The 22,969-nt window shown below is 72.3% G+C and carries 21 protein-coding genes; 17 read left to right on the top strand and 4 right to left on the bottom strand.

Annotated elements, in window-relative coordinates; all coding sequences use genetic code 11:
- Nucleotides 1-11: 11 nt before the first annotated feature.
- Nucleotides 12-1,496: a CoA-acylating methylmalonate-semialdehyde dehydrogenase gene (locus ACQPZO_RS20495; protein WP_433351113.1), complete on the top strand. Its 1,485-nt coding sequence runs from the start codon at nt 12-14 to the stop codon at nt 1,494-1,496.
- Here ACQPZO_RS20495 and ACQPZO_RS20490 read toward each other — a convergent pair.
- Complete coding sequence (locus ACQPZO_RS20490; RefSeq protein WP_433343193.1) at nt 1,468-2,841, bottom strand: acyltransferase family protein; 1,374 nt, start codon at nt 2,839-2,841, stop codon at nt 1,468-1,470. The genes ACQPZO_RS20495 and ACQPZO_RS20490 overlap by 29 nt on opposite strands.
- Before the next feature lie 156 nt (nt 2,842-2,997).
- On the opposite strand from ACQPZO_RS20490, the gene ngcE (ACQPZO_RS20485) reads away from it, so the two are divergent.
- Genes ngcE (ACQPZO_RS20485) through ACQPZO_RS20475 form a run of 3 tightly spaced genes read left to right on the top strand, consistent with a single transcriptional unit; the run spans nt 2,998 to nt 6,220 of the window.
- On the top strand, nt 2,998-4,413 hold the full coding sequence (gene ngcE / locus ACQPZO_RS20485; RefSeq protein ID WP_433343191.1) for an N-acetylglucosamine/diacetylchitobiose ABC transporter substrate-binding protein: 1,416 nt from the start codon (nt 2,998-3,000) through the stop codon (nt 4,411-4,413).
- The gene (locus ACQPZO_RS20480) at nt 4,410-5,318 is read left to right on the top strand and encodes a carbohydrate ABC transporter permease (RefSeq protein ID WP_433343190.1); all 909 of its coding nucleotides are present in this window, start codon (nt 4,410-4,412) and stop codon (nt 5,316-5,318) included. Before ngcE (ACQPZO_RS20485) ends, ACQPZO_RS20480 begins: the two co-directional genes overlap by 4 nt.
- Nucleotides 5,315-6,220, top strand: a complete 906-nt coding sequence (locus tag ACQPZO_RS20475; protein WP_433343188.1) for a carbohydrate ABC transporter permease — start codon at nt 5,315-5,317, stop codon at nt 6,218-6,220. Before ACQPZO_RS20480 ends, ACQPZO_RS20475 begins: the two co-directional genes overlap by 4 nt.
- On the opposite strand, the gene ACQPZO_RS20470 is transcribed toward ACQPZO_RS20475, so the two are convergent.
- Nucleotides 6,213-8,795, bottom strand: coding sequence for a tetratricopeptide repeat protein (locus ACQPZO_RS20470; protein ID WP_433343187.1), 2,583 nt, complete (start codon nt 8,793-8,795; stop codon nt 6,213-6,215). The two genes, ACQPZO_RS20475 and ACQPZO_RS20470, sit on opposite strands and share 8 nt — an antisense overlap.
- 166 nt (nt 8,796-8,961) lie before the next feature.
- Between ACQPZO_RS20470 and ACQPZO_RS20465 the strand changes: the two genes are divergently transcribed.
- The 5 genes from ACQPZO_RS20465 (at nt 8,962) to ACQPZO_RS20445 (ending at nt 12,340) form a co-directional block, all read left to right on the top strand.
- A complete protein-coding gene (locus ACQPZO_RS20465; protein WP_433343185.1) occupies nt 8,962-10,023 on the top strand; it encodes a hypothetical protein in 1,062 nt (353 codons plus the stop codon).
- Between the two features lie 150 nt (nt 10,024-10,173).
- Nucleotides 10,174-10,761 carry a hypothetical protein gene (locus ACQPZO_RS20460; RefSeq protein ID WP_433343183.1) on the top strand — a complete coding sequence of 196 codons (588 nt, stop codon included), beginning with the start codon at nt 10,174-10,176 and terminating at the stop codon, nt 10,759-10,761.
- A gap of 31 nt (nt 10,762-10,792) precedes the next feature.
- On the top strand, nt 10,793-11,479 hold the full coding sequence (locus tag ACQPZO_RS20455; protein WP_433343181.1) for a hypothetical protein: 687 nt from the start codon (nt 10,793-10,795) through the stop codon (nt 11,477-11,479).
- A 21-nt stretch (nt 11,480-11,500) separates the two neighbouring features.
- Entirely contained in the window at nt 11,501-11,839 is a 339-nt protein-coding gene (locus ACQPZO_RS20450; protein WP_433343180.1) for a hypothetical protein, read from the top strand.
- 66 nt (nt 11,840-11,905) lie between these two features.
- Complete coding sequence (locus ACQPZO_RS20445; RefSeq protein WP_433343178.1) at nt 11,906-12,340, top strand: hypothetical protein; 435 nt, start codon at nt 11,906-11,908, stop codon at nt 12,338-12,340.
- Nucleotides 12,341-12,445: 105 nt separating this feature from the next.
- Here ACQPZO_RS20445 and ACQPZO_RS20440 read toward each other — a convergent pair whose 3' ends face one another.
- Complete coding sequence (locus tag ACQPZO_RS20440; protein WP_433343176.1) at nt 12,446-13,435, bottom strand: N-acetylglucosamine kinase; 990 nt, start codon at nt 13,433-13,435, stop codon at nt 12,446-12,448.
- Between the two features lie 199 nt (nt 13,436-13,634).
- On the opposite strand from ACQPZO_RS20440, the gene ACQPZO_RS20435 reads away from it, so the two are divergent.
- From ACQPZO_RS20435 to ACQPZO_RS20410, 6 genes are all read left to right on the top strand, one after another.
- A complete protein-coding gene (locus tag ACQPZO_RS20435) occupies nt 13,635-14,591 on the top strand; it encodes a MurR/RpiR family transcriptional regulator (RefSeq protein WP_433343175.1) in 957 nt (318 codons plus the stop codon).
- The gene (locus tag ACQPZO_RS20430) at nt 14,588-15,337 is read left to right on the top strand and encodes an SIS domain-containing protein (RefSeq protein ID WP_433343173.1); all 750 of its coding nucleotides are present in this window, start codon (nt 14,588-14,590) and stop codon (nt 15,335-15,337) included. The genes ACQPZO_RS20435 and ACQPZO_RS20430 overlap by 4 nt, the downstream gene beginning before the upstream one ends.
- Before the next feature lie 26 nt (nt 15,338-15,363).
- Entirely contained in the window at nt 15,364-16,803 is a 1,440-nt protein-coding gene (gene ngcE, locus ACQPZO_RS20425) for an N-acetylglucosamine/diacetylchitobiose ABC transporter substrate-binding protein (RefSeq protein WP_433343172.1), read from the top strand.
- A gap of 13 nt (nt 16,804-16,816) precedes the next feature.
- On the top strand, nt 16,817-17,725 hold the full coding sequence (locus ACQPZO_RS20420; RefSeq protein ID WP_396674560.1) for a carbohydrate ABC transporter permease: 909 nt from the start codon (nt 16,817-16,819) through the stop codon (nt 17,723-17,725).
- A gap of 1 nt (nt 17,726) precedes the next feature.
- Complete coding sequence (locus tag ACQPZO_RS20415; RefSeq protein ID WP_433343170.1) at nt 17,727-18,644, top strand: carbohydrate ABC transporter permease; 918 nt, start codon at nt 17,727-17,729, stop codon at nt 18,642-18,644.
- Between the two features lie 97 nt (nt 18,645-18,741).
- A complete protein-coding gene (locus ACQPZO_RS20410; protein WP_433343169.1) occupies nt 18,742-20,448 on the top strand; it encodes a bifunctional 3'-5' exonuclease/DNA polymerase in 1,707 nt (568 codons plus the stop codon).
- 45 nt (nt 20,449-20,493) lie between these two features.
- Here ACQPZO_RS20410 and ACQPZO_RS20405 read toward each other — a convergent pair whose 3' ends face one another.
- Complete coding sequence (locus tag ACQPZO_RS20405; protein WP_433343167.1) at nt 20,494-21,114, bottom strand: TetR/AcrR family transcriptional regulator; 621 nt, start codon at nt 21,112-21,114, stop codon at nt 20,494-20,496.
- Between the two features lie 92 nt (nt 21,115-21,206).
- Between ACQPZO_RS20405 and ACQPZO_RS20400 the strand changes: the two genes are divergently transcribed.
- Nucleotides 21,207-22,217: a hypothetical protein gene (locus ACQPZO_RS20400; RefSeq protein ID WP_433343165.1), complete on the top strand. Its 1,011-nt coding sequence runs from the start codon at nt 21,207-21,209 to the stop codon at nt 22,215-22,217.
- Between the two features lie 91 nt (nt 22,218-22,308).
- A complete protein-coding gene (locus tag ACQPZO_RS20395; protein ID WP_433343163.1) occupies nt 22,309-22,902 on the top strand; it encodes a nucleotidyltransferase family protein in 594 nt (197 codons plus the stop codon).
- Nucleotides 22,903-22,969: the final 67 nt, after the last annotated feature.

The following is a 22,969-nucleotide window of genomic DNA, read 5'->3' as shown; positions in this document are numbered from 1 at the left end:
GGGACGGGCCGGTGATCGGGCACTTCGTCGACGGCGAGCGGGTCGACGGCACGTCCACCCGGCGCGGCGACGTCTTCGATCCGGCCACCGGCCGGCGTACCGGGCAGGTGGCGCTGGCCTGCGCCGAGGACGTGGCGGTGGCGGTGCGGGCCGCCGGGCGGGCCGCGCGGAGCTGGCGGGACGCCTCCCTGGCGAAGCGGACGGCCGTGCTGTTCGCCTTCCGCGAGCTGGTGAACGCCCGCCGGGGCCGGCTCGCCGAGGTGATCACCGCCGAGCACGGCAAGGTGCTCGCCGACGCCGCCGGCGAGGTGCAGCGCGGCTTGGAGGTCATCGAGTACGCCTGCGGCATCCCCTCGGCGCTGCGCGGCGGGTTCAGCGAGAACGTCTCCACCGAGGTCGACTCGTACAGCCTGCGCCAGCCGCTCGGGGTGGTCGCGGTGATCTCCCCGTTCAACTTCCCGGTGATGGTGCCGCTGTGGTTCGTCCCGGTCGCGGTGGCCTGCGGCAACGCGGTGGTGCTCAAGCCGAGCGAGAAGGACCCGGGCGCGGCGCTGCTGCTGGCCGAGTGGTTCGCCGAGGCCGGCCTGCCCGACGGGGTGCTCAACGTGGTCAACGGCGACGCCGAGGCGGTCGACGCCCTGCTCGACCATCCCGACGTGCGGGCGGTGTCGTTCGTCGGCTCCACCCCGGTGGCCCGGCACGTGCACCAGCGCGGCACCGCCGCCGGCAAGCGGGTGCAGGCCCTCGGTGGGGCGAAGAACCACATGGTGGTGCTCCCGGACGCCGACCTGGACCTGGCCGCCGACGCGGCGGTCAACGCCGGGTTCGGCTCGGCGGGGGAGCGGTGCATGGCGATCTCCGCGCTGGTCGCGGTGGAGCCGGTCGCCGACGCCCTGGTGGCGCGGATCGCCGAGCGGATGGCCCGGCTGCGCACCGGCGACGGCCGGCGGGGCTGCGACATGGGCCCCCTGGTGACCGCCGCGCACGCGGCCCGGGTGCGTGGGTACGTCGAGGCGGGGGTGGCCGCCGGGGCGGTCCCGGTGGTCGACGGGCGGGACGTCGCCCCGGACGGGGACCCGGCCGGGTTCTGGCTCGGCCCGACCCTGTTCGACCGGGTCACCCCGGACATGTCGATCTACACCGACGAGATCTTCGGCCCGGTGCTCGGCGTCCTGCGGGTCGGCTCGTACGACGAGGCGGTGGACCTGGTCAACGCCAATCCGTACGGCAACGGCACGGCGATCTTCACCAACGACGGCGGCGCGGCCCGGCGCTACCAGCACGAGGTGGAGGTCGGCATGGTCGGCATCAACGTGCCGATCCCGGTGCCGATGGCGTACTACTCGTTCGGCGGCTGGAAGGCGTCCCTCTTCGGTGACCTGCACGCCCACGGCGCGGACGGGGTGGCGTTCTTCACCCGCGGCAAGGTGGTCACCAGCCGGTGGCTCGATCCCCGGCACGGCGGGGTCAACCTCGGGTTCCCCACCCAGACCTGAGCAGCCGCAGCAGCCCCGCCCCGGCCAGGTACCCGACCAGCGCCGGGGCGGGCAGGCCCAGCGGCTCGGGTGCGCTCTTCGGAGTGACGGTGTTGACCAGCAGCCCGCCGAGCGCGGCGGCGTACCCGGCGACCACCAGCGCGGTGCGGACCCGCCGACGGCCCGTCGACCGCTCCCCGGCCGACCGGCGCCGGCCGGCACGTGCCTCGACCGGCCCGAAGACGGCGACCAGGCCGGCCAGCACCAGGGCGAGCAGCAGCAGCCACGGCACCCGCCAGGCGTACCAGGCCGCGGTCCCCGCCGCCGGGGTGGGCAGCAGGCCGACCACGTCCAGCAGCCCGATCAGCAGCACGGCGGCGGTGAGGTGCCAGAGGAACACGGTCAGCACCACGGAGTTGACCGCGATCACCGCCTGCCACGGGCCGGGCCGGCGCAGCCACCGCCGCGCCGGGCCGGCCAGCAGCAGGATCAACCCGAGCTGCGCGGTGGCCAGGGCGAGCAGCGCCAGGCTGGGCGGGCCGTCGTTCTCCAACCGCTCACCGGGCACGTGCAGCATGGCGACCGGGTACGGCCCGATCGTGGTGAGCAGCAGCAGCGCGCCGAACCCGCCGACCAGCAGGGCCGTCGCCGCCCGCCGCGAGGTCGGCAGGGGGTGCCGGGTGCGGTCGCGTCCCGGGTCCCCGGCCGGCCGGGCGTGGGCGTCGTACCAGGCGAAGCCGACCTGGTGCACGGCGAGCCAGCCGGCCAGCTGGTTTCCGGTGGCCAGCGCCTCCGGCCCGACCAGCCGACCCAGGTCGCCGAGGGCCACCAGCCCGACCAGCGCCACCGGCACGGCCAGCCCGAAGCGGCGGTGCAGCGCGTGCATCGGCGGGGTGAGGGCCACGACGGCCAGGTAGGGCACGAGGAACCACAGCGGGATGGTGGCGAACCAGACCACCTCGCGGACCTGGGCCGGGTCGATGCCCCACAGGTGGGCGCCCGCCGCGCCGAGGGCCAGGACCAGCAGCAGGACGGTGGTGGGCGGCACCAGCCGGGCGCTGCGGTCGAGCAGCCAGCCGGTGGCGTCGCCGCCCCGGCGTCGGTGCGCGGTCAGCGAGGCGGCGTTGGCGAACCCGCCGACCAGGAAGAACACCGGCAGCACCTGGGCGACCCAGGTCAGCGGGTACGCCCACGGCAGGTCGCCGAGCGCCGAGTGCCCGGTGGGCCGCCCGGCGGCGTCCCGGCCGATCACGGTGACGCCCCAGTGACCGACGACGACCATCCCGATCGCGACCGCCCGGAGCAGGTCGACGTAGCGCTCGCGCCCTGCCGGCGTGCGCTCGGCGAGCTGCCGGAGGCGGCGCATGGGCTCAGGCTATGCCAGGTCGGGCTGCCCGGTGGTGATAACGGTTCGGTGGCCAGGGCTTGAAGTCGACGCGCTCCTGCCGTAGAAATTCTTCAGTCGACTTCAGTGACGTGAAGAGAAAAAACAGATCCGCCCGGGACGATCCGAGGAGCAACGATGGACAGGCGTGACATCCTGCGGCGCAGCGCCGCCGCCGGCCTGCTGGCCACCCCCGCCGCCGGCCTGCTCGCCGGCTGCGCCAGCTCCGGCGGCGACGACTCCGCCGACGCCAAGGTGTACAAGGGCACCAAGTCCGCGCAGAACCCGCTCGGGGTCGCCGAGGACGCCCCGCTGGAGGTCGTCATCTTCAACGGCGGCTTCGGCGAGGACTACGCCAAGGCCCACGAGGCGATGTACACCGCGAAGTACCCGAAGGCCAAGATCAAGCACTCGGCCACCGCGGAGATCAGCAAGACCCTCCAGCCGCGCTTCGTCGACGGCACCCCGCCGGACGTGGTGAACAACTCCGGCGCCGGGCAGATCGACTTCAACGGCCTGGTCTCCCAGAACGCCCTCGCCGACCTGGGCGAGCTGCTCGCCGCCCCGAGCCTCGACATCCCCGGCAAGACCGTCAAGGACACCCTGCTGCCGGGCGTGGTCGAGGTCGGGTCGTACGACGGCAAGTTCCTGGTGATGAACTACACCTACACCGTCTACGGCATCTGGCACTCCAGCAAGCTCTTCGCCGACCGGGGCTGGGAGTACGCGAAGACCTGGGACGAGCACATCGCCCTGTGCAAGAAGATCAAGGCGGCGGGCATCGCCCCCTGGACGTACGCCGGCAAGCACCCCCGCTACATGAGCTGGCCGGTGATCTCCACCGCGATCAAGTTCGGCGGCGCCTCGGTCGCCACCGCGATCGACAACCTGGAGCCCAACGCCTGGAAGTCCGACGGGATGAAGGCCGCGGCCGACGCCTGGCACCAGATCGTCAAGGACAAGTTCATCCTCGACGGCACGCCCGGCCTGGACCACGTCCAGTCGCAGACCGCGTGGTGCCAGGGCAAGGCCGCGTTCATCTCCTGCGGCTCCTGGCTGGAGAACGAGCAGAAGGCGGTCACCCCGGCCGGGTTCAACATGACCGTCGCACCGACGCCGAGCCTGGGCAGCGGCGACAAGCTGCCGTTCGAGGCGGTCCGGGGCACCGCCGGCGAGCCGTTCATGGTGCCGGCCAAGGCGAAGAACGTCGCCGGCGGCCTGGAGTACTTCCGCACCATGCTGTCGAAGCAGGGCGCCCAGGACTTCACGAAGAAGGTCGCCAGCCTGCCCGTGATCGCCGGCGCCACCGAGGGCGTCGAGCTGCCGTACGGGCTGACCACCGTGGTCAAGGCCCTGGAGGCGTCCGGCGACAGCGGCTTCAACTGGGTCTACAACAACTACTACCGCAAGCTGGAGCGCAACCTGGTCGACGCCGCCTGCGGCGAGTTCTTCAGCGGGCGGATCGGCCCGGCGGAGTTCCTCGACCAGTGCCAGAAGCACGCCGACTCGATCGCCCAGGACACCTCGATCAAGAAGTACAAGCGGTCGGCGTGAAGCACGGCAGGCTCCCGCTGATCGTCACCTTCCTGGTGCCGCCCCTGCTGCTCTACGTCGTCTTCGTCGTGTCGCCGTACCTGCAGGCGTTCCAGATCTCCACCACCGACTGGCTCGGCTACTCGGCCGAGGCCAACCCGGTGGGCCTGGCCAACTTCAAGGCCCTGTGGCACGACGACTACGTGTGGAACGCGCTGAAGAACAACGCGATCCTGCTCGCCCTGGTGCCCGTGTTCACCATCGCGTTCGGGCTGTTCTTCGCCACCATGCTCAGCATGGGCGGGCGCCGGGGCCGGGCCGGGGTCACCGGGGTACGCGGCGGCGCGTTCTACCGCACCGTCTACTTCTTCCCGCAGGTGCTCTCCGTGGTGATCATCGCGGCGCTGTGGAAGGAGGCCTACCACCCCACGAGCGGGCTGCTCAACGGCATCCTGGGGACGGTGGGGGTGACCGGGCCGGTCTGGCTGGGCGACCCGGACGTCGCCTTCTGGTGCGTGCTGGCGGTGATGGTGTGGTCCAACGTCGGGTTCTACGTGGTGCTCTTCGGGGCCGCCATGTCGGCGATCCCGAGGGAGATCTACGAGGCGGTGCTGCTCGACGGGGCGTCCCGGTGGGCCACCCTGCGCCGGATCACCATCCCGCTGCTCTGGGACACCGTGCAGGTCGCCTGGATTTACCTGGCCGTCGCGGCCCTGGACGGGTTCATCCTGGTGCAGCTCATGACCAACGGCGGCCCCAACTTCTCCTCGGACGTGATCGGGGTGCGGATGTACGACACGGCGTTCGGCAGCGAGAACAAGTTCGGCTACGCGTCGGCGATCGGCGTGGTGATGTTCTTCCTGACCCTGTCGGTGGCCGTGTTGTCGCTGCGGGTCAGCCGGCGGGAACGGATCGAGCTGTCATGACCGCTCTGGACAGGCCCGTCGGCGTGGTCGTCGACGGTGACCGGAACGCCCGGGAGCTCCGGCCGGTGCGCCGCGAGCGGGGGGTCGTGAACTTCCTCTCGCACGGCTTCCTGCTGTTCTGGAGCGCGTTGACCGTGCTGCCGCTGCTGTGGATGTTCATCAGCTCGTTCAAGACCAACGCCGAGATCATCGCCGACCCGTGGGGCCTGCCCGACGCGCTGCGGTTCGACAACTGGGCCCGGGCCTGGACCGGGGCGCACATCGGCCGGTACTTCCTCAACAGCGCCGTGGTGGTCACCGGCTCGGTCGCCCTCACCATGCTGATGGGGGCCACCGCCGCGTACGTCTTCGCCCGGTACGAGTTCCGGGGCCGCCAGCTCGCCTACTACCTGTTCGTCGGCGGGCTGATGTTCCCGGTCTTCCTGGCCCTGGTGCCGCTGTTCTTCGTGGTCCGCAGCGCCGGGCTGTTCGGCACCTGGACCGGGCTGGTGCTGGTCTACGCGGCGTACTCGCTGCCGTTCACGGTCTTCTTCCTCACCGCCTTCTTCCGCACCCTGCCCACCTCGGTGGCGGAGGCGGCGCTGGTCGACGGGTGCGGCCACTTCCGGCTGTTCTTCCGGGTGATGCTGCCGATGGCCCGGCCGGGACTGATCAGCGTCGCCATCTTCAACTTCCTCAGCCACTGGAACCAGTTCCTGCTGCCACAGGTGCTGCTCCAAGGCGACGAGTCGAAGTGGATGCTCGCCCAGGGCCTGGCCGCCCTGTCGATCAGCCAGGGGTACGCCGGCGACTACGCCCAGCTCTTCGCCGGCCTCACCATCGCGGTGATCCCGGTGCTGGTGGTGTACCTGCTCTTCCAGCGTCAGGTGCAGTCCGGGCTCACCGCCGGCCAGCTCAAGTAGGTAGCGGTTCTGGCGTGGCGCCCCCACCGGCCGTGCGGCGGGTCGGCCCGGCTGACGTGGTCCCGGCCGACCCCCCGCCGGCCGGCTCACCCGGGCTGCCGTCGCTGTCAGCCGGTTCGGGGCCGTCCGGGTCCATCTCGGCGCAGACCAGCTCGTCGAGGCTGGCCCGGACCCCGTCGGCCTTCGGGTCGTCGACGTCGTCGAGGATGGCAAGCGCGTGCCGCCACGCGGCGGCGGCCCGCTCGGGGTCGCCGGCCTCGCGCAGGGTGTCGCCGAGGTTCGCCCCGGCCTCGGCCTCGCCGTGCCGGTCACCGAGCGCCACGAACAGCTTCTGGGCCCGGCGGTACAGCTCGGCGGCCCGGGCGTGCTCGCCGAGCAGCCGGTGGACGTAGCCGAGGCTGTCCAGCGTCATGGCGACGCCGTCCAGGTCGCCCTGCTCGTCGAGCAGGACCAGCGCCCGTTCGCAGTCCGCGATCGCCTGCCGGTGGTCGCCGAGCTGGGCGTGGCACCAGCCGACCGAGTTGAGGGTACTCGCCTCACCGCCGCGGTGGCCGGTGCGCCGGAACAGCTCCAGGGCCCGCAGGTCGTGCCGCAGCGCGATGGCGTGCTGGCCCGACCGCTCGGCGATCCAGCCCAGGCTGCGGTGCGTGAACGCCTCGTTGAGCTGGTCGCCCAGCTCGCCGAACAGCTCCAGCGCGCGCGACTGGTGGGCGCGGGCGTCCACGAACCGGCCGAGCCGGGTGGCGGCGCCGCCGAGAAAGCGGTGCGCGTGGGCCGCGGCGGCCGGGTCGCCGAGCCGGCGGGCTGCGCCCAGGGCGATCTCCTGGGTGCCGGTCCAGTCGTGCCAGTGCCCACGCAGGTCGAAGAAGCTGACGCAGGCGGCGGCGAGCTGCCAGGCGTGCCCGTCGTGGCCGGTGTCGGCCGCCTGCTCGACGGCGGCGACGAGCACCCGGTGCTCCGCGGCGAACCAGACCAGCGCGGCGGCTCGGTCGTCGAATCGTTCCGGGGCCGCCCCCGGCGTCGGGTCGGCGAGCGTGAGCGGACCCCGGGGCGGCTGCAGCGGCCGCTCGGCGGCGTGCGCGCTGTGCAGGTAGTGGTCGAGCACCCGGCGGGTCGCCGCCCGTCGGTCGGGCTCCGGGTCCGCGTCGGCCAGCTCCCCGGCGTACGCGCGCAGCAGGTCGTGGCAGGTGAAACGGCCGGGCTCGTGCTCGGTGACCAGGTGCGCGTCGACCAGCTCGGCGAGCAGCGGCCGGACCTCGGGCACTGCTGCGCCGGCGAGGCTGGCCACCGCGGTGACCCCGATGTCCGGCCCGGGGGCAAGCCCGAGCAGCCGGAACAGCCGGGCGGCCGGCGTGCCGACCTGCGCGTACGACCAGGACAGGACGGCCCGGACGTCGATGCTGGGCTCGGTGCCGGCGAGCGGGTCGAGGTGCCGGGGAGCGTCGCGCAGCTCGGCGGCGATGGTGGCCAGCGGGAAGCGCGGGCGGGTGGCGGCGCGGGCGGCGACGATCGCCAGGGCCAGTGGCAGGCCGGCGCAGTGCCGCACGATCTCGTCGACCGCCGTCGGTTCCGCCGCCACCCGGCCGGCGCCGAGCCGGCCGACCAGCAGCGCTGTCGACTCCTCGGTGGCGAGCAGTTCCAGGGCGATCGGCCGGGCGCCCTCCACCGCGATCAGGCCGGGTAGCTGGCTGCGGCTGGTGACCAGCGCCATGCAGCCGGAGTAGCCCGGCAGCAACGGGCGGACCTGGTCGGCGTCCCGGGCGTTGTCGAGGAGCAGGAGCATCCGCCGGCCGGTCAGCAGGCTTCGGAACAGGTTGATCTGCGCGTCGGTGCCGGTCGGGACCCGATGCCGGGGGACGTCCAAGGCGTCCAGGAAGCCGCGTACCGCCTCGGCGGGCGGGACCGGATCCTTCGACGGATCGAAGCCCCGCAGGTTGACGTGGAGCTGACCGTCCGGAAAGTGGTCGCGGATTCGCTGGGCCCAGTGGGTCGCCAGGGTCGTCTTGCCCACCCCGGCGGCCCCGGTGACGATCGCGATCACCGGGGCGCCCGGCTTCACGTCGGCCTCGGCGAGCAACTCGTCGAGGCCCGCCAGGGCGTTCTGCCGACCGGTGAACGCGGTTGAGGCGGGTGGGAGTTGGGCGGGCACCGGCAGCGCCGGACCGGGCCGGTCCGGGGTGCGGGGTGCCGTCGCCTCCGGGCCGTGCGCCGGCTCGTGGTCCCGTACCTCGGTGGTCCCGGCGCGGCTCAGGTCGCTGTCGGCTGTCAGGCCGCTGAGCCGCTCCCCGGTGAGTCGTTCCCAGCGCGTCGCCCAGGCCCCCGCGTCGATCGGATCCACCCCGAGCGCGAGCAGCAGCCGGTCGAGGACGTCGAGGGGCATCGCGGTGCGCCCGGTCAGATAGTTCGCCAGGCTGCTCTTGGGCACCCCGGTGGCCGCCGTCAGGTCCTGGAGCGACAGCCTGGCTTTGCCGCGCTGACGGGCCGCGCGGACCCGTAGCGAGTTCAGCTCCGCCAACAACTCCTGCTCCGTCCCAGGGCTGTCCACTCCGGACCGATCTTGGGAGTTGTCGCTCACCCGCGCATCGTGCCAGGCACCGTCCACGGTCGTCCATGGACGTCCAGAAACCCAGGCGCGGCCTTTCCCGGGTGCCACCATCGGCGGATCGCCACACCCACCCGACGGCCGGCGTTCGGCGTCGGCGGCGGTCACCTGTTCAGCCCGAACTGGCGAAAGGAGAAACATGTCGAAAAGCCGTCGTCGTTTGTTGTCCGCCGGCGTACTGGCCGGTCTCACCATGGCGCTGCTACCCCAGGCCCCGCAGGCACAGGCGGCGCTGGTGCCGCCGCCGCCGGCGTGCACCTGGGAGAGCCACTGCTACGGCGTGATTACCTGGCCCCACGCCGACGTGTCCGGCGCCGAGGCCGAGATCGGCACCTACTCCATGTACGTGCCGGACACCGGCAGCCAGTTCGCCACCTCCGAGATGTGGGTCAACTTCGATCATCCGACGGCTTCGGCCTGGGTGGAATTCGGGGTCATCCGGTTTGCCGGGTACCCGTGCGGCAACGGTGCCCCACACTGGTTCAGCGCCGCCGGCCGTCCGGGATACGCCTGGGAGATGCGCTGCCACGGAAGCGCGGCCCTGAACACCAAGTCCGTCCTGCGCGCCGAGGAGCCCTCCAACGGCACCTGGGACCTGTACCGCAACGGTGCCTACGTGACGCGCTGGTCCGGCACCCCGGCGTCGACGAGCAATCTCGACGTCGGCGTGGAGGTCACCAATCCGTCGACCGTCCTGAGCATGACCGCCGGAAAGTTGAAGTACCGGACGGCGGCCGACAAGGTGTGGAAGACCGGTTGGGCCAGCCCGAGTTACCCGGTCGGCCAGCCCGATCCCAGCGGAACGCCCTGCTACACGCTCTGGGTGGCCAGCCCCACCGACATGCGGGCCCGCTGCAACACGGACGGCACGCTGGCCACCGGATCCCCGGCGGCAGCTCCGGGGCAGGGGCGCCCGTCGGGCTCCGTTGCGGACAAGGCGCAGCGGCTCGCCGCCTGGGCCGGTGACGCCGGGGCGACGAGCGTCCGGTCGATGCGGAGCAGCGGCGCGGAGGCCGCGGCCCGGCTGGGGACGGACGTCGGAACGGATCGCGCCGTCACCGTTGTCGAACTCGACGGCGACTTCACCGGTGAGCACCTGCCGAGGCCGCGCGGAGCGGCGGCGCAGAGCGGAGAACACCTGACCCTCGTCTTCGACGAGGCGGGCGACCTGCTGACCATGCGGTTGGCCCGGCAGCCGTAGCCGCCCCGGCTGCCGAGTGGCAGTCCTCGTGGGTGCCCCACCGTGGTCCACCTGTTCACAGGCCCGTGGCGAGCCGACCGGTTCGGCCGCTCAGAGAGGATGAACATGCTGTCCAGATCACGATCGGTGCCAGGGAGGGTTCTCGTCTGCGTGGCGGCCACCGCGGCCGTCGTGGCCCTGGCCCCCGCACCGGCGTCGGCCGACCTCAGCCACTTCAACAAGAACGCCCAGGACGGCGGGAACGTCTCCTACTGCTTCACGTCCAGCGTCACGTCCTACATCCGGGACAACATGACCGGGGCGATGAACTACATGGACACCCGCCTGTCGGCCATCCCGGCGGTCACCTACCACTCGACCTGCGACGTGGCGGTGGGGGACGGGACGCCCCGCACCGACATCGCCTGGTTCGACGCGTGGCGCGACGGGGTGTACGGCGAGGCGTTCTGCAAGTACGCGTGGCCCAACGACGGTTCGTCCAACCAGGGCGAGTGCGACCAGAACCACGTGTACCTGGTCGGTTCGGCCATCGCCCGGGACGCCCCCGACGACGAGCACGGGTACTCGTCGGTCGCCTGTCACGAGGCGGGACACACGCTCGGTTTCAAGGGCCACCAGGATCCTCCACCGGCCAGCCAGCGCGACTGCATGGCGGGCGGCGACATCGGCACCGTCCGGTCGACCGACGCCATCTACAGCGCCCACAACACGTCCGACTTCAACGCCTACTACGACTGAGGGGCCACCCATGCGACAGCGAAACTCACGCGTGCTGGGCGTCGTCCTGGCCGCCGCGTGTGTGATCACTCTGGTGCCGGGCTGCGGTGACGGCGCGGCCCGCACGTCGGACGAGGCCGTGGTCAGCGCATCCGCAGTGGATCCCCGGGCGCTGCGGTTCAAGGAGTACTCCTACACCCCCCAGCAGACGCCGGAGGCGTTGGCGGCGGCGGACTACATCAAAGTCACCGCGGTCGGGACCGTCGAGGGTTTCCGGGAGGGCGTGACGTACCTGACGGAGCCGGCCGACACCCCCTATCCCCGGGTCTACATGGTGGTGCGGGTGGATCGGACATTCAAGGGCGCTGCCGACCGCAGTGTCCTGTCGGACGGCCGACTGTTCGTCGAGTTCGACCGGGGGCCGATCAACACGCTGGACGGAAAGACGCCGTTGAATTCAATGGATGTGTTCGAGCGTGAGGTTCCGCAGGGGACCAGGGTCGCCCTCTTCCTCACCGATGCGCCGACTATTTCCAACCGGGTGTTGAATGCGGAACTCGCTCCCCGGGTACGGACGTTGGTTCCCCACCCGCAGGGCCTCGTTTTCGAGGACAGGAGTCGATCCGGCGGCGAGCGCCTGGTGCCCGGGCTGATCGCGCCCCAGGAGCTCCCTCGGCCATGGCGTGCCATCTCATCGCTGGACGAGCTGACGAATCGCATGGCGAAGGTCCGGCAATAACCGATCGATTCGGAGGAAACAATGCGGAAGAGAATGATGTTCACCCCCCTCGCGTTGGGCGCGGTGCTCGCGATCGGTGGGGTCGCCGCGCCCGCCCAGGCGGTCGCCGGCGTGGGATCCGGCTCTGCGGCGGCGCCCGCCGCCGGGGCAGCCGCGGCCTGCGCGTTGGTCTGGAACGACAAGTACACGGCGGGGATCTCGTGCGACTACGGCCCGTTCAAGGGGTGGGCGAGGTGCAGCAACGGGGCGGTGGCCTTCGGCACCAGAGCGGCCGCCGGGGCGACGTCGTACGCCTACTGCTCGCAGTACGGCACCACTCTCAAGCAGAACCCGGTCGAATGGGGTGCGTCGGCCGCGTAGGGACGTTCAGGGGGTGCCGGCTAGGCCGGTACCCCCTCATACGGATGGAGACGAATTGTGAATCTGATGAGGAAGGCGGGAGCCGCGCTGGTGGCGCTCACGGTCGGCCTGGGTGTCGCCACGTCGTGGGCGAGCCCGGCCCTGGCGGCGGTCGCCTGGGAGAAGAATGTCGCCACCGGCGGGGACGTCGACAACGGACATCCCAAGAACTGCACCGTCGACGATCCTTTCAGCCATTCCGTCGCGTGCTGGCAGCCGTACGGTGACGTGCTCTGGATTTCCAACAACAGCACGCTCGGCAGCACGCCCACCGCGGTCTGGTGGAACTACTACCCGAGCGACAGCACGCTTTACCGGCAGGGCACCTGCACCTTCACCTCCACCGGTTGGGGGTACTGCAACAAGGACATGCACGAGGGCAGCCTGATCAAGCTCCGGGTCTGCGACAGTCCCGATTCGGATCGGCAGTGCTGGACGTCGATCATCAGTACCCGGGCGTGATCGACGCCCCGCGTCCGCCGGTGGGGTGAGGCGCTCCGGCTGCTCGGGGGGTACGGGGGAGCAGCCGGGGCGTCGGCGGGCGTGGGTCGTGCTCGACCGGCGCCGTCAGGTCGTCGGCGGCACCAGCAGCGGATGAAGGGCCGCCGGGTCGGTGACCTCGGGCAGGTCCCGGGCGGCGAGCCAGGCCGCCGCCGCGGCACCGTCGCCGGCTGCGCGCAGCGGCGCGTCCGGCCATCGCCGGCCCAGCTCCACCCGGACCGCTGCGGCCAGCGGGGTGTCGCCGGTGAGCAGGCCGCCGCCGAGGACCACCGGGTCGACAGCGCCGGGCGGACGGATCCGCCCGGCGCTTTCCGCCAGGTGCCCGGCGGCCTCGTCGAGCAGCCCGGTGGCGACCGGGTCGCCCGCGGCGGCGGCGACCACCACCAGCGGCGCCAGCCGGGCCAGCTCCACCGGCGGGCGGCGGGTGACGACCTGGACCACCGTGTCGACGGTGTCCCGGGGGCGGGCCGCCACCCGGTCGGAGCCGACCAGTTCGGTGAGCACCTGGGCGGCCAGCGTGCCCGGCGTCTGCGCGGAGTCCAGGTCGGCCAGGAGCCGGCGGACCGCCTCGCGGCCCAGCCAGAACCCCGAGCCCGCGTCGCCGAGTAGCCAGCCGTGCCCGTCGGCCACGCGATCCAGCCGGAGGTCGCTGACCTGCGCGGCGATCGCGCCGGTGCCGGCGATGAGCACCGTGCCGTCCGGGCTGGCGGTGCCCGAGGCGTACGCCACCAGGGCGTCGCCGTGCACCGTGCAGGGGCAGCGTAGCCCGGCGTCCCGCCAGGCCCGGTCGAAGGCGGCCTTCCCGGCCGGGTCGGCGAGCAGCCGGCCGGCGCCGGCGAGCCCGATGGTACCGGCTCGGACCCGGGCCGGGTCCACCCCCGACAGGGCCCCGCGCAGGGCGGTCAACAGCTCCCCGGCGGCCCGCTCGGCGCCGTGGCTGGTCGGGTTGCCCCCGCTACCCCGGCCGGTGCCGAGGCGCTCCCCGGCCAGGGTGAGGGCGACCGCCCGGGTGGACGTACCCCCGACGTCGAGACCGACCACGACGGTGTCGGACATCGTTGGGCCTCCCTGGACTAGCGGTGGTGCGGGCGGATTCATGCTGGTCGGCCCCGCCGCCGGAGGCAAGACCCGGGCCCGGTCGTGGGCCGTGGTCCAGGTAACGGTTTGAAAACTTCGCCCACGGTCTTGACACCGGGGGGTCGTTAGTAAGAAATTTTACCACTAACAGTTAAGAACCTTTTCCGAAAGGCGTCGCATGGTGGATCACGAGGCGGAGACCCCCGAGGGCACCGCCGTGGTCGACGCCGACACGGCCGACCGGCGGGGCTCGCTCCCCACCGACGGCGTGCTCGCCCGGGTCCGGGCCGGCGTGGGCGAGCTGACCGGCGCCCTGCGCAGGGTCGCCGAGCACGTGCTCAGCGACCCGGAGGCGGCGGCCCGCGCGACCATCGTCGAGCTGGCCGAGCGCAGCGGCACCTCCCCGGCCACCATCACCCGGTTCTGCCGGGCGATGGGCTTCGAAGGATACGCGGACCTGCGGCTCGGCATCGCCGCCGAGACCGGCCGGGCCCGCTCCGCCGGCTGGACCGTCGACATCGGCCGGGAGATCCAGCCCGGCGACCCCCTGGCGCGGGTGCTCGGCCAGATCATGGCGGCCGACACCCGGGCCATGCACGACACCGCGGCGCTGCTCGACCTGACCGAGGTCGAGCGGGCGGCGGTGGCCATCGCCGGCGCCAGCCGGGTCAACATCTTCGGCGCCTCCGGCAGCGCCCTGGTCGGCGCGGAGATGCAGTTCAGCCTGCACCGCATCGGGGTGGCCGCCTGGGCCTGGAGCGACGTGCACGAGGGGCTGGCCAGCGCCGCGCTGCTGGGCCCCGGCGACGTGGCGCTGGGCATCTCGCACACCGGGCAGACCCGGGAGACCATCGAGATGCTCGCCGAGGCGGGCAGCCGGGGCGCGACCACCGTCGCCCTCACCGGCTTCCCCCGTTCGCCGCTGGCCGAACTGGCGGACATCGTGCTGCTCACCGCGAGCCAGGCCACCACCTTCCGGCCGGACGCGCTGTCCGCCCGGCACCCGCAGCTCGTCGTGCTCGATCTGCTCTACATCGCGGTGGCGCAGCGCACCCACGCCCGCGCCCACGCGGCCTTCCGGCGCACCGCCCAGGCCGTCGACGGGCACAAGGCGGAAAAGGGGGCCGCCGCATGATCAGCGCACAGGGGTACGCTGCCGCCGTCCGTCCCGTCCTCGACCGGGTCGTCGACTCGCAGGCCGAGGCGGTCGGCCGGGCCGCCGACCTGATCGCCGCCAGCCTGCGCGCCGGCGGGGTGCTCCAGGCGTTCGGCGCCGGCCACTCCGAGGTGTTCGCCGCCGAGCTGGTGGCCCGGGCCGGCGGGCTGGTCCCGACCAACCGGATCACCCTGCACGACCTGGTGCTGCACGGCGACGCTCCCCGCGACGTGCTCACCGATCCGAAGCTGGAACGCGACCCGGCCGTCGCCCACCAGCTCTACGCCCTGGCCGCCCCGCGCCTGCGGGACGTCTTCCTGATCGCGTCCCAGTCCGGCATCAACGGCTCGGTGGTCGAGCTGGCGACGCTGGTCAGGGGCAACGGCCATCCGCTGATCGCGGTCACCTCCGTCGAGCACACCGCGCGGGTCGCCCCTCGGCACCCGTCGGGGCACCGGCTCGCCGACCTCGCCGACGTCGTGCTGGACAACGGCGCGCCGTACGGTGACGCACTGCTGCCGCTCGAGGGCGGCGGCGCGGTCTGTGCGGTCTCCTCGGTCACCGCCGCGCTGCTGGCGCAGCTGCTGACCGCCGAGGTCGTACGACGGTTCCACCAGGCCGGAGAGGTACCCCCTGTTTACCTCTCCGCCAACGTCCCCGGTGGGGACGAGCACAACCTCGCCCTTGAGTCGCGGTACGCCGGGCGTCTCCGGCGAACCGCCTGATTCGACACCACCAAGGAGAGACAACGATGTCGGTTACCCCCGAGCACCCGGCCGATTTGAACCGCCGGACCCTGCTGCGCCGCGCCGCCGCCGCTGGCCTGCTCGCCATCCCGGCCGCCGGCCTGCTCAGCGCCTGCGCGACCAGCGGCTCCGACGAGGAGGGCAACACCAAGGCCGAGACCGGCACCAAGAGCGCCACCAACCCGCTCGGTGTCAAGGACGACGCCCCGCTGGAGGTGGTCATCTTCAACGGCGGTTACGGCGAGAAGTACGCCACCGACGTGCACGAGCCGCTCTACAAGAAGGCGTTCCCCAAGGCGGAGGTCAAGCACCAGGCGACCCAGGCGGTTTCCACGGTGCTCCAGCCCCGGTTCGCCTCCGGCAACCCGCCGGAGTTCGTCAACAACTCGGGCGAGAAGCTGATGGACTTCGGCGCCCTGGTCGCCGACGGGCAGCTTCAGGACCTCACCGAGCTGTGGGACGCCCCGTCGGTCGACGACCCGAGCAAGAAGGTCCGCGACACCGTGGTCCCCGGCACCGTCGATGTCGGCTCGTTCAACGGCAAGCCGTACGTTCTCTACTACGTCTCCACCGTCTTCGGCATCTGGTACTCCGGCAAGCTGTTCAAGGACAACGGCTGGGCGCCCGCGAAGGACTGGAGCGAGTTCATCGCCCTGCTCGACAAGATCAAGGCCAAGGGCATCACCCCCTACGGCTACGCCGGCGCGAACGCCGCGTACTACCAGTGGAACGTGATCCTCACCCAGGCCGCGAAGATCGGCGGCGCGGACGTGGTGAAGAACATCGACAACCTGGAGGACGGCGCCTGGCAGCAGGACGCCGTCAAGCAGGCCGCCACGGCGTGGGCCGAGATCGGTGCCAAGTACGTGGACAAGAGCTTCGAGGGGCTCAAGCACACCGACGTCCAGCTCCGGCAGAACCAGTACAAGTTGGGCTTCTACCCCAGCGGCGACTGGCTGGAGGGCGAGCAGAAGAAGGACACCCCGGCCGGCTTCGAGTACCAGCTCATGCCGGTGCCGAGCCTGGCGGCGTCCGACAAGCTGCCGGCCACCGCCCTGCGGGCCACGGCCGGTGAGGGCTACTTCGTCTCGGCCAAGAGCAAGAACCCGCGCGGCGGCCTGGAGTACATGCGCCAGATGCTGTCCACGGCCGGCGCGAAGGGCTTCACCGAGGTGGTCAAGGCCCCGACCGTCGTCACCGCCGGCTCCGAGGGATACGCCTTCCCGCCCGGCGTGGCCAGCTCCCAGGCCGCGCTCAAGGCGGCCGGCCAGGACGTGTTCAACATCTACTTCGACGGCTGGTACAAGGAGCTGGACACCGAGGTCCGCACCGCCACCAACGAGCTGATGTTCGGTCGGATCAAGGCCGACGCCTTCGTGGAGCGGGTGCAGAAGCGCGCCGACGCCATCAAGAAGGACAGCTCCATCACCAAGTTCAAGCGCTGATCGGAGCGGGGTCATGCGGCACGGCAAGTATCCATTTGTGATCGGGTTCCTCTTCGCCCCGGTCACGCTGTACGTGGTCTTCGTCATCGCACCGTACGCCCAGGCGTTCCAGATTTCGATGACCAACTGGCGGGGCCTGTCCGCCCCCCAGTGGGTGGGCTTCGACAACTACCGCAGGCTGCTGGACGACGGCAACTTCTGGAAGGCGGTCCAGCACCACGGCGTACTGCTGCTTGCCCTGCCGCTGATCACGATCGCCATCGCGCTGTTCTTCTCCTTCCAGCTCAACGTGGGCGGCCGGAGCGTCGGCGGTCAGCGTCAGGGGGTCTGGGGGGCGAGGTTCTACCGGGTGGTGTTCTTCTTCCCCCAGGTCCTGGCGGTGGCGATCATCGCGGTGCTGTTCCAGATGGTCTACCGGCCCAACGAGTCGGGCCTGATCAACGGCGTGCTGATGGAGTTCGGTCTCGACCCGGTGCTGTTCCTGGTCAAGCCGAACCTGGCGCTCTGGTCGATCATCGCGGTGCTGGTCTGGCAGGCCGTCGGCTTCTACGTGGTGCTCTTCTCGGCCGGGATGGCCTCCATCCCGGGCGAGATCTACGAGGCGGCCGAGATGGACGGGGCGACCCGGGTCACCCTCTTCTTCCGGGTCACCCTGCCGCTGCTCTGGGACACCCTCCAGGTGGCCTGGGTCTACCTCGGCATCGCCGCGTTCGACGCGTTCGCCATCGTCGCGGTGCTCTCGGTGGACAGCGGGGGCCCCGACGGGGCGACCACGGTGCTGGCGAACGAGATCTACCGCAACGCGTTCGTCTACTCGAAGTACGGCTACGCCTCGGCGATGGGCGTGGCGCTGTTCTTCCTCACCCTCACGTTCGCGGCGCTGACGCTGCGGCTGACCAAGCGGGAAAGCGTGGAGTACTGACATGAAGACCACGTTGCCGTCGGCGCCGGCGGCGCTGCCACCCCGTACAGGGAAGTCCACCACCGGGCCCGACCCGAAGAGCCAACGCTCGGAGGTGCGACTGCTCGCCGGCCTCGGTCACATCGCGCTCGCAGTCTGGGCAGTGATCGTCATCGTGCCGATCCTGTGGACGTTCCTCGCGGCGTTCAAGAACACCAGCGAGATCTTCAGCAGCCCGTGGACGCTGCCGGCCGAGCTGCGCTGGGAGAACTTCAGCCGGGCGTGGACCAAGGCGCACGTCGGCCGGTACTTCGTCAACAGCGTCATCGTGGTCGGGTGCAGCACCTTCGCCACCATGCTGCTCGGGTCGATGGCCGCGTACGTGCTGGCTCGCTACAAGTTCTGGGGCAACCGGGCGGTATACTACCTGTTCGTCTCGGGGCTGGCGTTCCCGGTCTTCCTGGCCCTGGTGCCGCTGTTCTTCGTGGTGAAGAACCTGGGCCTGCTGGACACCCACACCGGCGTGATCCTGGTCTACACCGCGTACTCGCTGCCGTTCACCGTGTTCTTCCTTGCGGCGTTCTTCCGCACGCTGCCGAGCTCGGTGGCCGAGGCCGGGATGATCGACGGCTGCTCGCACACCCGGCTGTTCTTCCAGGTGATGGTGCCGATGGCCAAGCCGGGCCTGATCAGCGTCGCGATCTTCAACATCATCGGCCAGTGGGCGCAGTACCAGCTGCCGTTGGTGCTGCTGTCCAACGCCAAGGACAAGTGGGTGCTCACCCAGGGCATCGCGGATATCTCGGTCAATGCGGGCTACGAGGCCGACTGGTCCGGCCTCTTTGCCGCCCTCACCATCGCCATCCTGCCGATGATCATCGTGTACGCCGTGTTCCAGCGGCAGATCCAGTCCGGTCTGACCTCCGGCGCGGTGAAGTAGGCCCACCCGCGCCCCGCCGGGCGCACGTACTACGGGAGTGACCAACCCCTCCAGGGGATGGTCACTCCCGTACGTCGTGCCCGTGCCCGGCGAGGGAGTGTCACAGGGGCGAGGCAGAATCACGTCCGTGCTGGTGGCGGTGGTGTCGGACGACCGGGGCGGGGGAGTGTTGCAACCCCTCGACCCCGTCGGCCGGCCCGCGGCCCCGGCCGAGCCGGTGGCCGACCTCGCCGCCGCCGTGGCCGCCCGGGAGGCCGCGGAGCATCCGCGCTGGGTCTGGGCCTGCGGCGCGGCCGTCTACCCGGCGCTGCTGCGCGCCGGGGTCCGGCTCGACCGTTGCCACGACGTCGAGCTGACCGAGTCGCTGCTGCTCGGGCACGCCGGCCGCTGGGGTGAGCCCCGCTCGCTCGCCGCCGCCTGGGCCCGGCTGACCGGCGCGCCGGTGCCGCCGGACCCGCCGCCCCGCGCAGCCGAACCGCCGGGCCACGGGCAGGGCGCGCTCTTCGACGCGCTGCCCGGCCCGCCGGGCCCGGGCGTCGAGGCCCTGACCCGGGTGTACGCCGACCAGCTCGCCCGGGTCGCGGCCACCGAGCACCCCGGCCGGTTCCGGCTGCTGGTGGCCGCCGAGTCGGCCGGTGCCCTGATCGCGGGCGAGATGGGCGCGACCGGGCTGCCCTGGCGCGCCGAGGTGCACGACGAGCTCCTCACCGAGCTGCTCGGCGAGCCGTCCCTGGTCGGCGGCCCGCCCCGTCGGCTGGCCGAGTTGGCCGCCGGGATCGCGGCGGCGTTCGGGCTGCGCCAGGTGCACGTCGACTCCCCGGCCGAGCTGCTCAAGGCGTTCGCCCGGGCCGGGGTGGAGCTGCCCAACACCCGGGCCTGGGTGCTGCGCGGGGTCGACCACCCCGCGGTGCCGCTGGTGCTGGAGCACAAGGAGCTCTACCGGATCTGGACGGCGCACGGCTGGGCCTGGCGGGACGCCTGGGTGCGCGGCGGCCGGTTCCACCCGGAGTACGTCCCCGGCGGGGTGGTCTCCGGCCGGTGGGCCACCCGGGGCGGCGGCGCGTTGCAGATCCCGAAGGTGATCCGGCGGGCGGTGGCGGCCGACCCGGGCTGGCGGCTCGTCGTCGCCGACGCCGGTCAACTCGAACCGAGGGTGCTCGCGGCGGTCTCCGGCGATGCCCGGCTCGCCGCCGCCGGCGGGGCCGGCGACCTCTACGCCGCCCTAGCTCGGGACTCCTTCGGCGGCGACCGCGCCCGGGCCAAGGTGGCCCTGCTCGGCGCGATGTACGGGCAGACCGGCGGGATGGCCGTCCCCGCCCTCGCGGTGCTGAGGCGCAACTACCCGACCGCCTTCGCGTACGTCGAGGCGGCGGCCCGCACCGGCGAGGCGGGCGGGCTGGTCCGGTCCTGGCTGGGCCGGACGTGCCCGCCCGGCACGGCCGGCTTCACCGACGGCGACGACGCCGGGGTCGACCCTGGCGCGGCGGCCGACCCGCAGGGGCCCCGGGCTCGGGCGGCCCGCTCCCGGGGCCGGTTCACCCGCAACTTCGTCATCCAGGCCACCGCCGCCGAGTGGGCCTCCACCCTGCTGGCCATCCTGCGGGCGGCGCTCGCCGGCACCGATGCCGAGCTGGTCTTCTTCCAGCACGACGAGGTGATCGTGCACTGCCCGGCGGCGCAGGCCGACGCGGTGGCCGAGGTGGTGCGCGCCAGCGGCGAGCGGGCAGCCGCGTTGCTGTTCGGCGACACCCCGGTCCGGTTCCCGCTGGATCTGTCCGTCGTCGACTGCTACGCCGACGCCTGAGCCGCCACCGCCCCGGGGCCGGCGCTGGTCGGGTCCGTGCGCCGGTCAGCCGACGCCCGGGCGGGCGCGCCCGCGCAGCAGCGGCAGGTACACCTCGTCGACGATCTCGACGAGCACCTCGTCCGGGGCGCTGGCGATTCCGCGGGTGACGATCTCGTTGCGCAGCAGCGCGAGGGCCACCGTGGCCACCCGGGGGTGCCGGGCCTCGGGTGGCGCCTGCCCCCGGGCGACGGCGCGGTCGAGGACCGCCAGCCAGCCGGCCGTCCCGGCGGCACCGGCCTGCTCCTGCAACTGGGCCAGCAGATCCGGCTCCTCGCCGACGCCGGACAGCAGGCCGCGCAGCACCTCGCCCAGCGGGGACGTCCAGTGGCAGTTGGCCCGGCGCAGCAGCTCCAGCGCGTCGCCGCGCAGCTCGCCGGTGTCCGGCGGGTCCAGGTTGGCCACGGCGAGCTGCCGGTACGCGGCGACGCCGAGCGCGGCCCGGTTCGGCCAGCGCCGGTAGATCGCGTTCTTGTTGGTGCCGGCCCGCCGGGCGACCCGGTCCATGGTGAGGCCGGCGTAGCCGGACTCCATCAGCTCGTCGGCGGCGGCGCGCAGGATCGCCTGTTCCAGGGCCGCCCCGCGCCGCCGCGTCGCCCCGGTCCGTTCCGCCCCGTCGCCTGCCATGACGGGTACGGATCGTACCCCAGCTCCCGTCTTGCGCCGCGCCCCGCCGCCGCTTTAAGGTACGCCGCGTACCCTAATGAAGGTGGGCGACTGTGCGCGGCAAGGGAATCACGTACGACACCGGCTTCGTCGACGCCGGCGAGAGCACCCGCGAGCCGTTCGATCCGGACGTCGTGCGGCGCGAGATGCGGGTCATCCGGGAGGACCTGCACTGCACGGCGGTCCGGGTCACCGGCGGCATCCCCGAGCGGCTGGAGATCGCTGCCCGGCACGCCGCCGACGTCGGGCTGGAGGTGTGGTTCTCCCCGTTCACCTGCGACCTGACCGCCGACGAGTTGCTCGACGTCCTGGCCGACTGCGCCGAGCGTGCCGAGGGGCTGCGCCGGCGGGGCGCGGAGGTCGTCCTCGTCACCGGGGCCGAGCTGACGCTGTTCACGAAGGGGTTCCTGCCCGGCGACACGCTCGCCGAGCGGCTGGACGTGCTGACCCGGCCGGACCTCCTCCGCGAGGCGCTGCCCGAGGTGCCCGCCCGGCTGAACGCCTTCCTCGGCGAGGCCGTCCGGGTCGTCCGCGCGCGGTTCGGCGGGAAGGTCACCTACGCCTCGCTGCCGAGCGAGCGCATCGACTGGACGCCCTTCGACTACGTCTCGTCCGACGCCTACCACTCGGCCGAGGTCGCCGACGCGTACGCCGACGGCATCCGGACCCTCGTCGCCCAGGGCAAGCCGGTGGCGATCACCGAGTTCGGGTGCACGACCCACCGGGGGGCCGCCGACCTCGGGGCGCGCGGCATGTTCATCGTCGAGTGGGACGGCGCCAACGGCGCCCGGCTGACCGGCGACTACGCCCGCGACGAGGACGAGCAGGTTGGCTACCTGCGGAAGCTGCTCGACATCTTCGCCGCCGAGGGGGTGGACACCGCGTTCTGGTGCACCTTCGCGTCGTACAACCTGCCGCACCGCGAGGACCCGCTGCGCGACGTGGACCGGGCCTCGTACGGCCTGGTGAAGGTGTTCGAGGATCGGCTCGGCGACACGTACCCCGACCTGCCGTGGGAGCCCAAGGCGGCCTTCGCCGCGCTGGCCGACGCGTACCGCCGCTGAGTCGACGTCGGGGCGATGCGTGGCAAATACCCGTTTCGCCCCGACACTGATCTGTCGGGCGCTCGTTGCACCCGGTGTGCGAATCGCAGGAATGATCATCGCGGCGGGCGGGGGACGCCGCCTCGGCGGCCCGGAGGCATTGCTCCACCAGGGCGGGCAACCCCTGGTGGACCGGATGATCGGAACGATGACCGAGGCGGGCTGCGAGCAGCTCGTGGTGGTGCTGGGCGCGGCGGCCGACCAGGTCCGGCAGACCGCCGACCTGACCCGGGCCACGGTGGTGGTCAACCGCGCGTGGGGGACCGGGGTCGGCTCATCGATCCGGGCGGGCCTGGCCGCGCTGACCGACGAGATGGTCGAGGCGGTGGTGGTGGTGCCCGTCGACATGCCGGGGCTCACCCCGGCGGCGGTGCGGCGGGTGGCCGCGCTGCCGTACCCCGACGTGCTGGCCTGCGCCACCTACAACGGGCTGCGCGGGTACCCGATGCTCTTCGGCCGCCGGCACTGGGCCGGCATCGCCACCCTGGCCAGCGCTGACGTCGGCGCCCGGCCCTACCTGCTGGCGCACAAGGACCAGATCGTGGACATCGCCTGCGACTCGGTGGCCGACGGCAGCCGCGTCGACACCCCCGAGCTGATGGCCCTGTACGGCCTGACCGTCCCACCCCAGCGCGTCGGCGCCTGAGTCTGCGCCGGCCGGATCGGGTCGGTCAGCCGGCACGGTGACCAGGGCGACCGACGCTCCGGTTCTG

The organism is Micromonospora sp. CA-111912 (assembly GCF_050948415.1).
GTDB lineage: Bacteria > Actinomycetota > Actinomycetes > Mycobacteriales > Micromonosporaceae > Micromonospora.
Note: the sequence above shows the minus strand (reverse complement) of the source record. Positions and strands in the feature narration are given on the sequence as shown.

What these genes read in the sequence shown, in the direction of transcription:
- ngcE (WP_433343191.1), top strand. Translation starts at nt 2,998, where the DNA reads ATGGACAGGCGTGACATCCTGCGGCGCAGCGCCGCCGCCGGCCTGCTG.
- ACQPZO_RS20420 (WP_396674560.1), top strand. Translation starts at nt 16,817, where the DNA reads ATGCGGCACGGCAAGTATCCATTTGTGATCGGGTTCCTCTTCGCCCCG.
- ACQPZO_RS20435 (WP_433343175.1), top strand. Translation starts at nt 13,635, where the DNA reads ATGGTGGATCACGAGGCGGAGACCCCCGAGGGCACCGCCGTGGTCGAC.
- ACQPZO_RS20450 (WP_433343180.1), top strand. Translation starts at nt 11,501, where the DNA reads ATGCGGAAGAGAATGATGTTCACCCCCCTCGCGTTGGGCGCGGTGCTC.
- ACQPZO_RS20490 (WP_433343193.1), bottom strand. Translation starts at nt 2,841, where the DNA reads ATGCGCCGCCTCCGGCAGCTCGCCGAGCGCACGCCGGCAGGGCGCGAG.
- ACQPZO_RS20475 (WP_433343188.1), top strand. Translation starts at nt 5,315, where the DNA reads ATGACCGCTCTGGACAGGCCCGTCGGCGTGGTCGTCGACGGTGACCGG.
- ACQPZO_RS20405 (WP_433343167.1), bottom strand. Translation starts at nt 21,114, where the DNA reads ATGGCAGGCGACGGGGCGGAACGGACCGGGGCGACGCGGCGGCGCGGG.
- ACQPZO_RS20395 (WP_433343163.1), top strand. Translation starts at nt 22,309, where the DNA reads ATGATCATCGCGGCGGGCGGGGGACGCCGCCTCGGCGGCCCGGAGGCA.
- ACQPZO_RS20430 (WP_433343173.1), top strand. Translation starts at nt 14,588, where the DNA reads ATGATCAGCGCACAGGGGTACGCTGCCGCCGTCCGTCCCGTCCTCGAC.
- ACQPZO_RS20465 (WP_433343185.1), top strand. Translation starts at nt 8,962, where the DNA reads ATGTCGAAAAGCCGTCGTCGTTTGTTGTCCGCCGGCGTACTGGCCGGT.
- ACQPZO_RS20440 (WP_433343176.1), bottom strand. Translation starts at nt 13,435, where the DNA reads ATGTCCGACACCGTCGTGGTCGGTCTCGACGTCGGGGGTACGTCCACC.
- ngcE (WP_433343172.1), top strand. Translation starts at nt 15,364, where the DNA reads ATGTCGGTTACCCCCGAGCACCCGGCCGATTTGAACCGCCGGACCCTG.
- ACQPZO_RS20445 (WP_433343178.1), top strand. Translation starts at nt 11,906, where the DNA reads ATGAGGAAGGCGGGAGCCGCGCTGGTGGCGCTCACGGTCGGCCTGGGT.
- ACQPZO_RS20415 (WP_433343170.1), top strand. Translation starts at nt 17,727, where the DNA reads ATGAAGACCACGTTGCCGTCGGCGCCGGCGGCGCTGCCACCCCGTACA.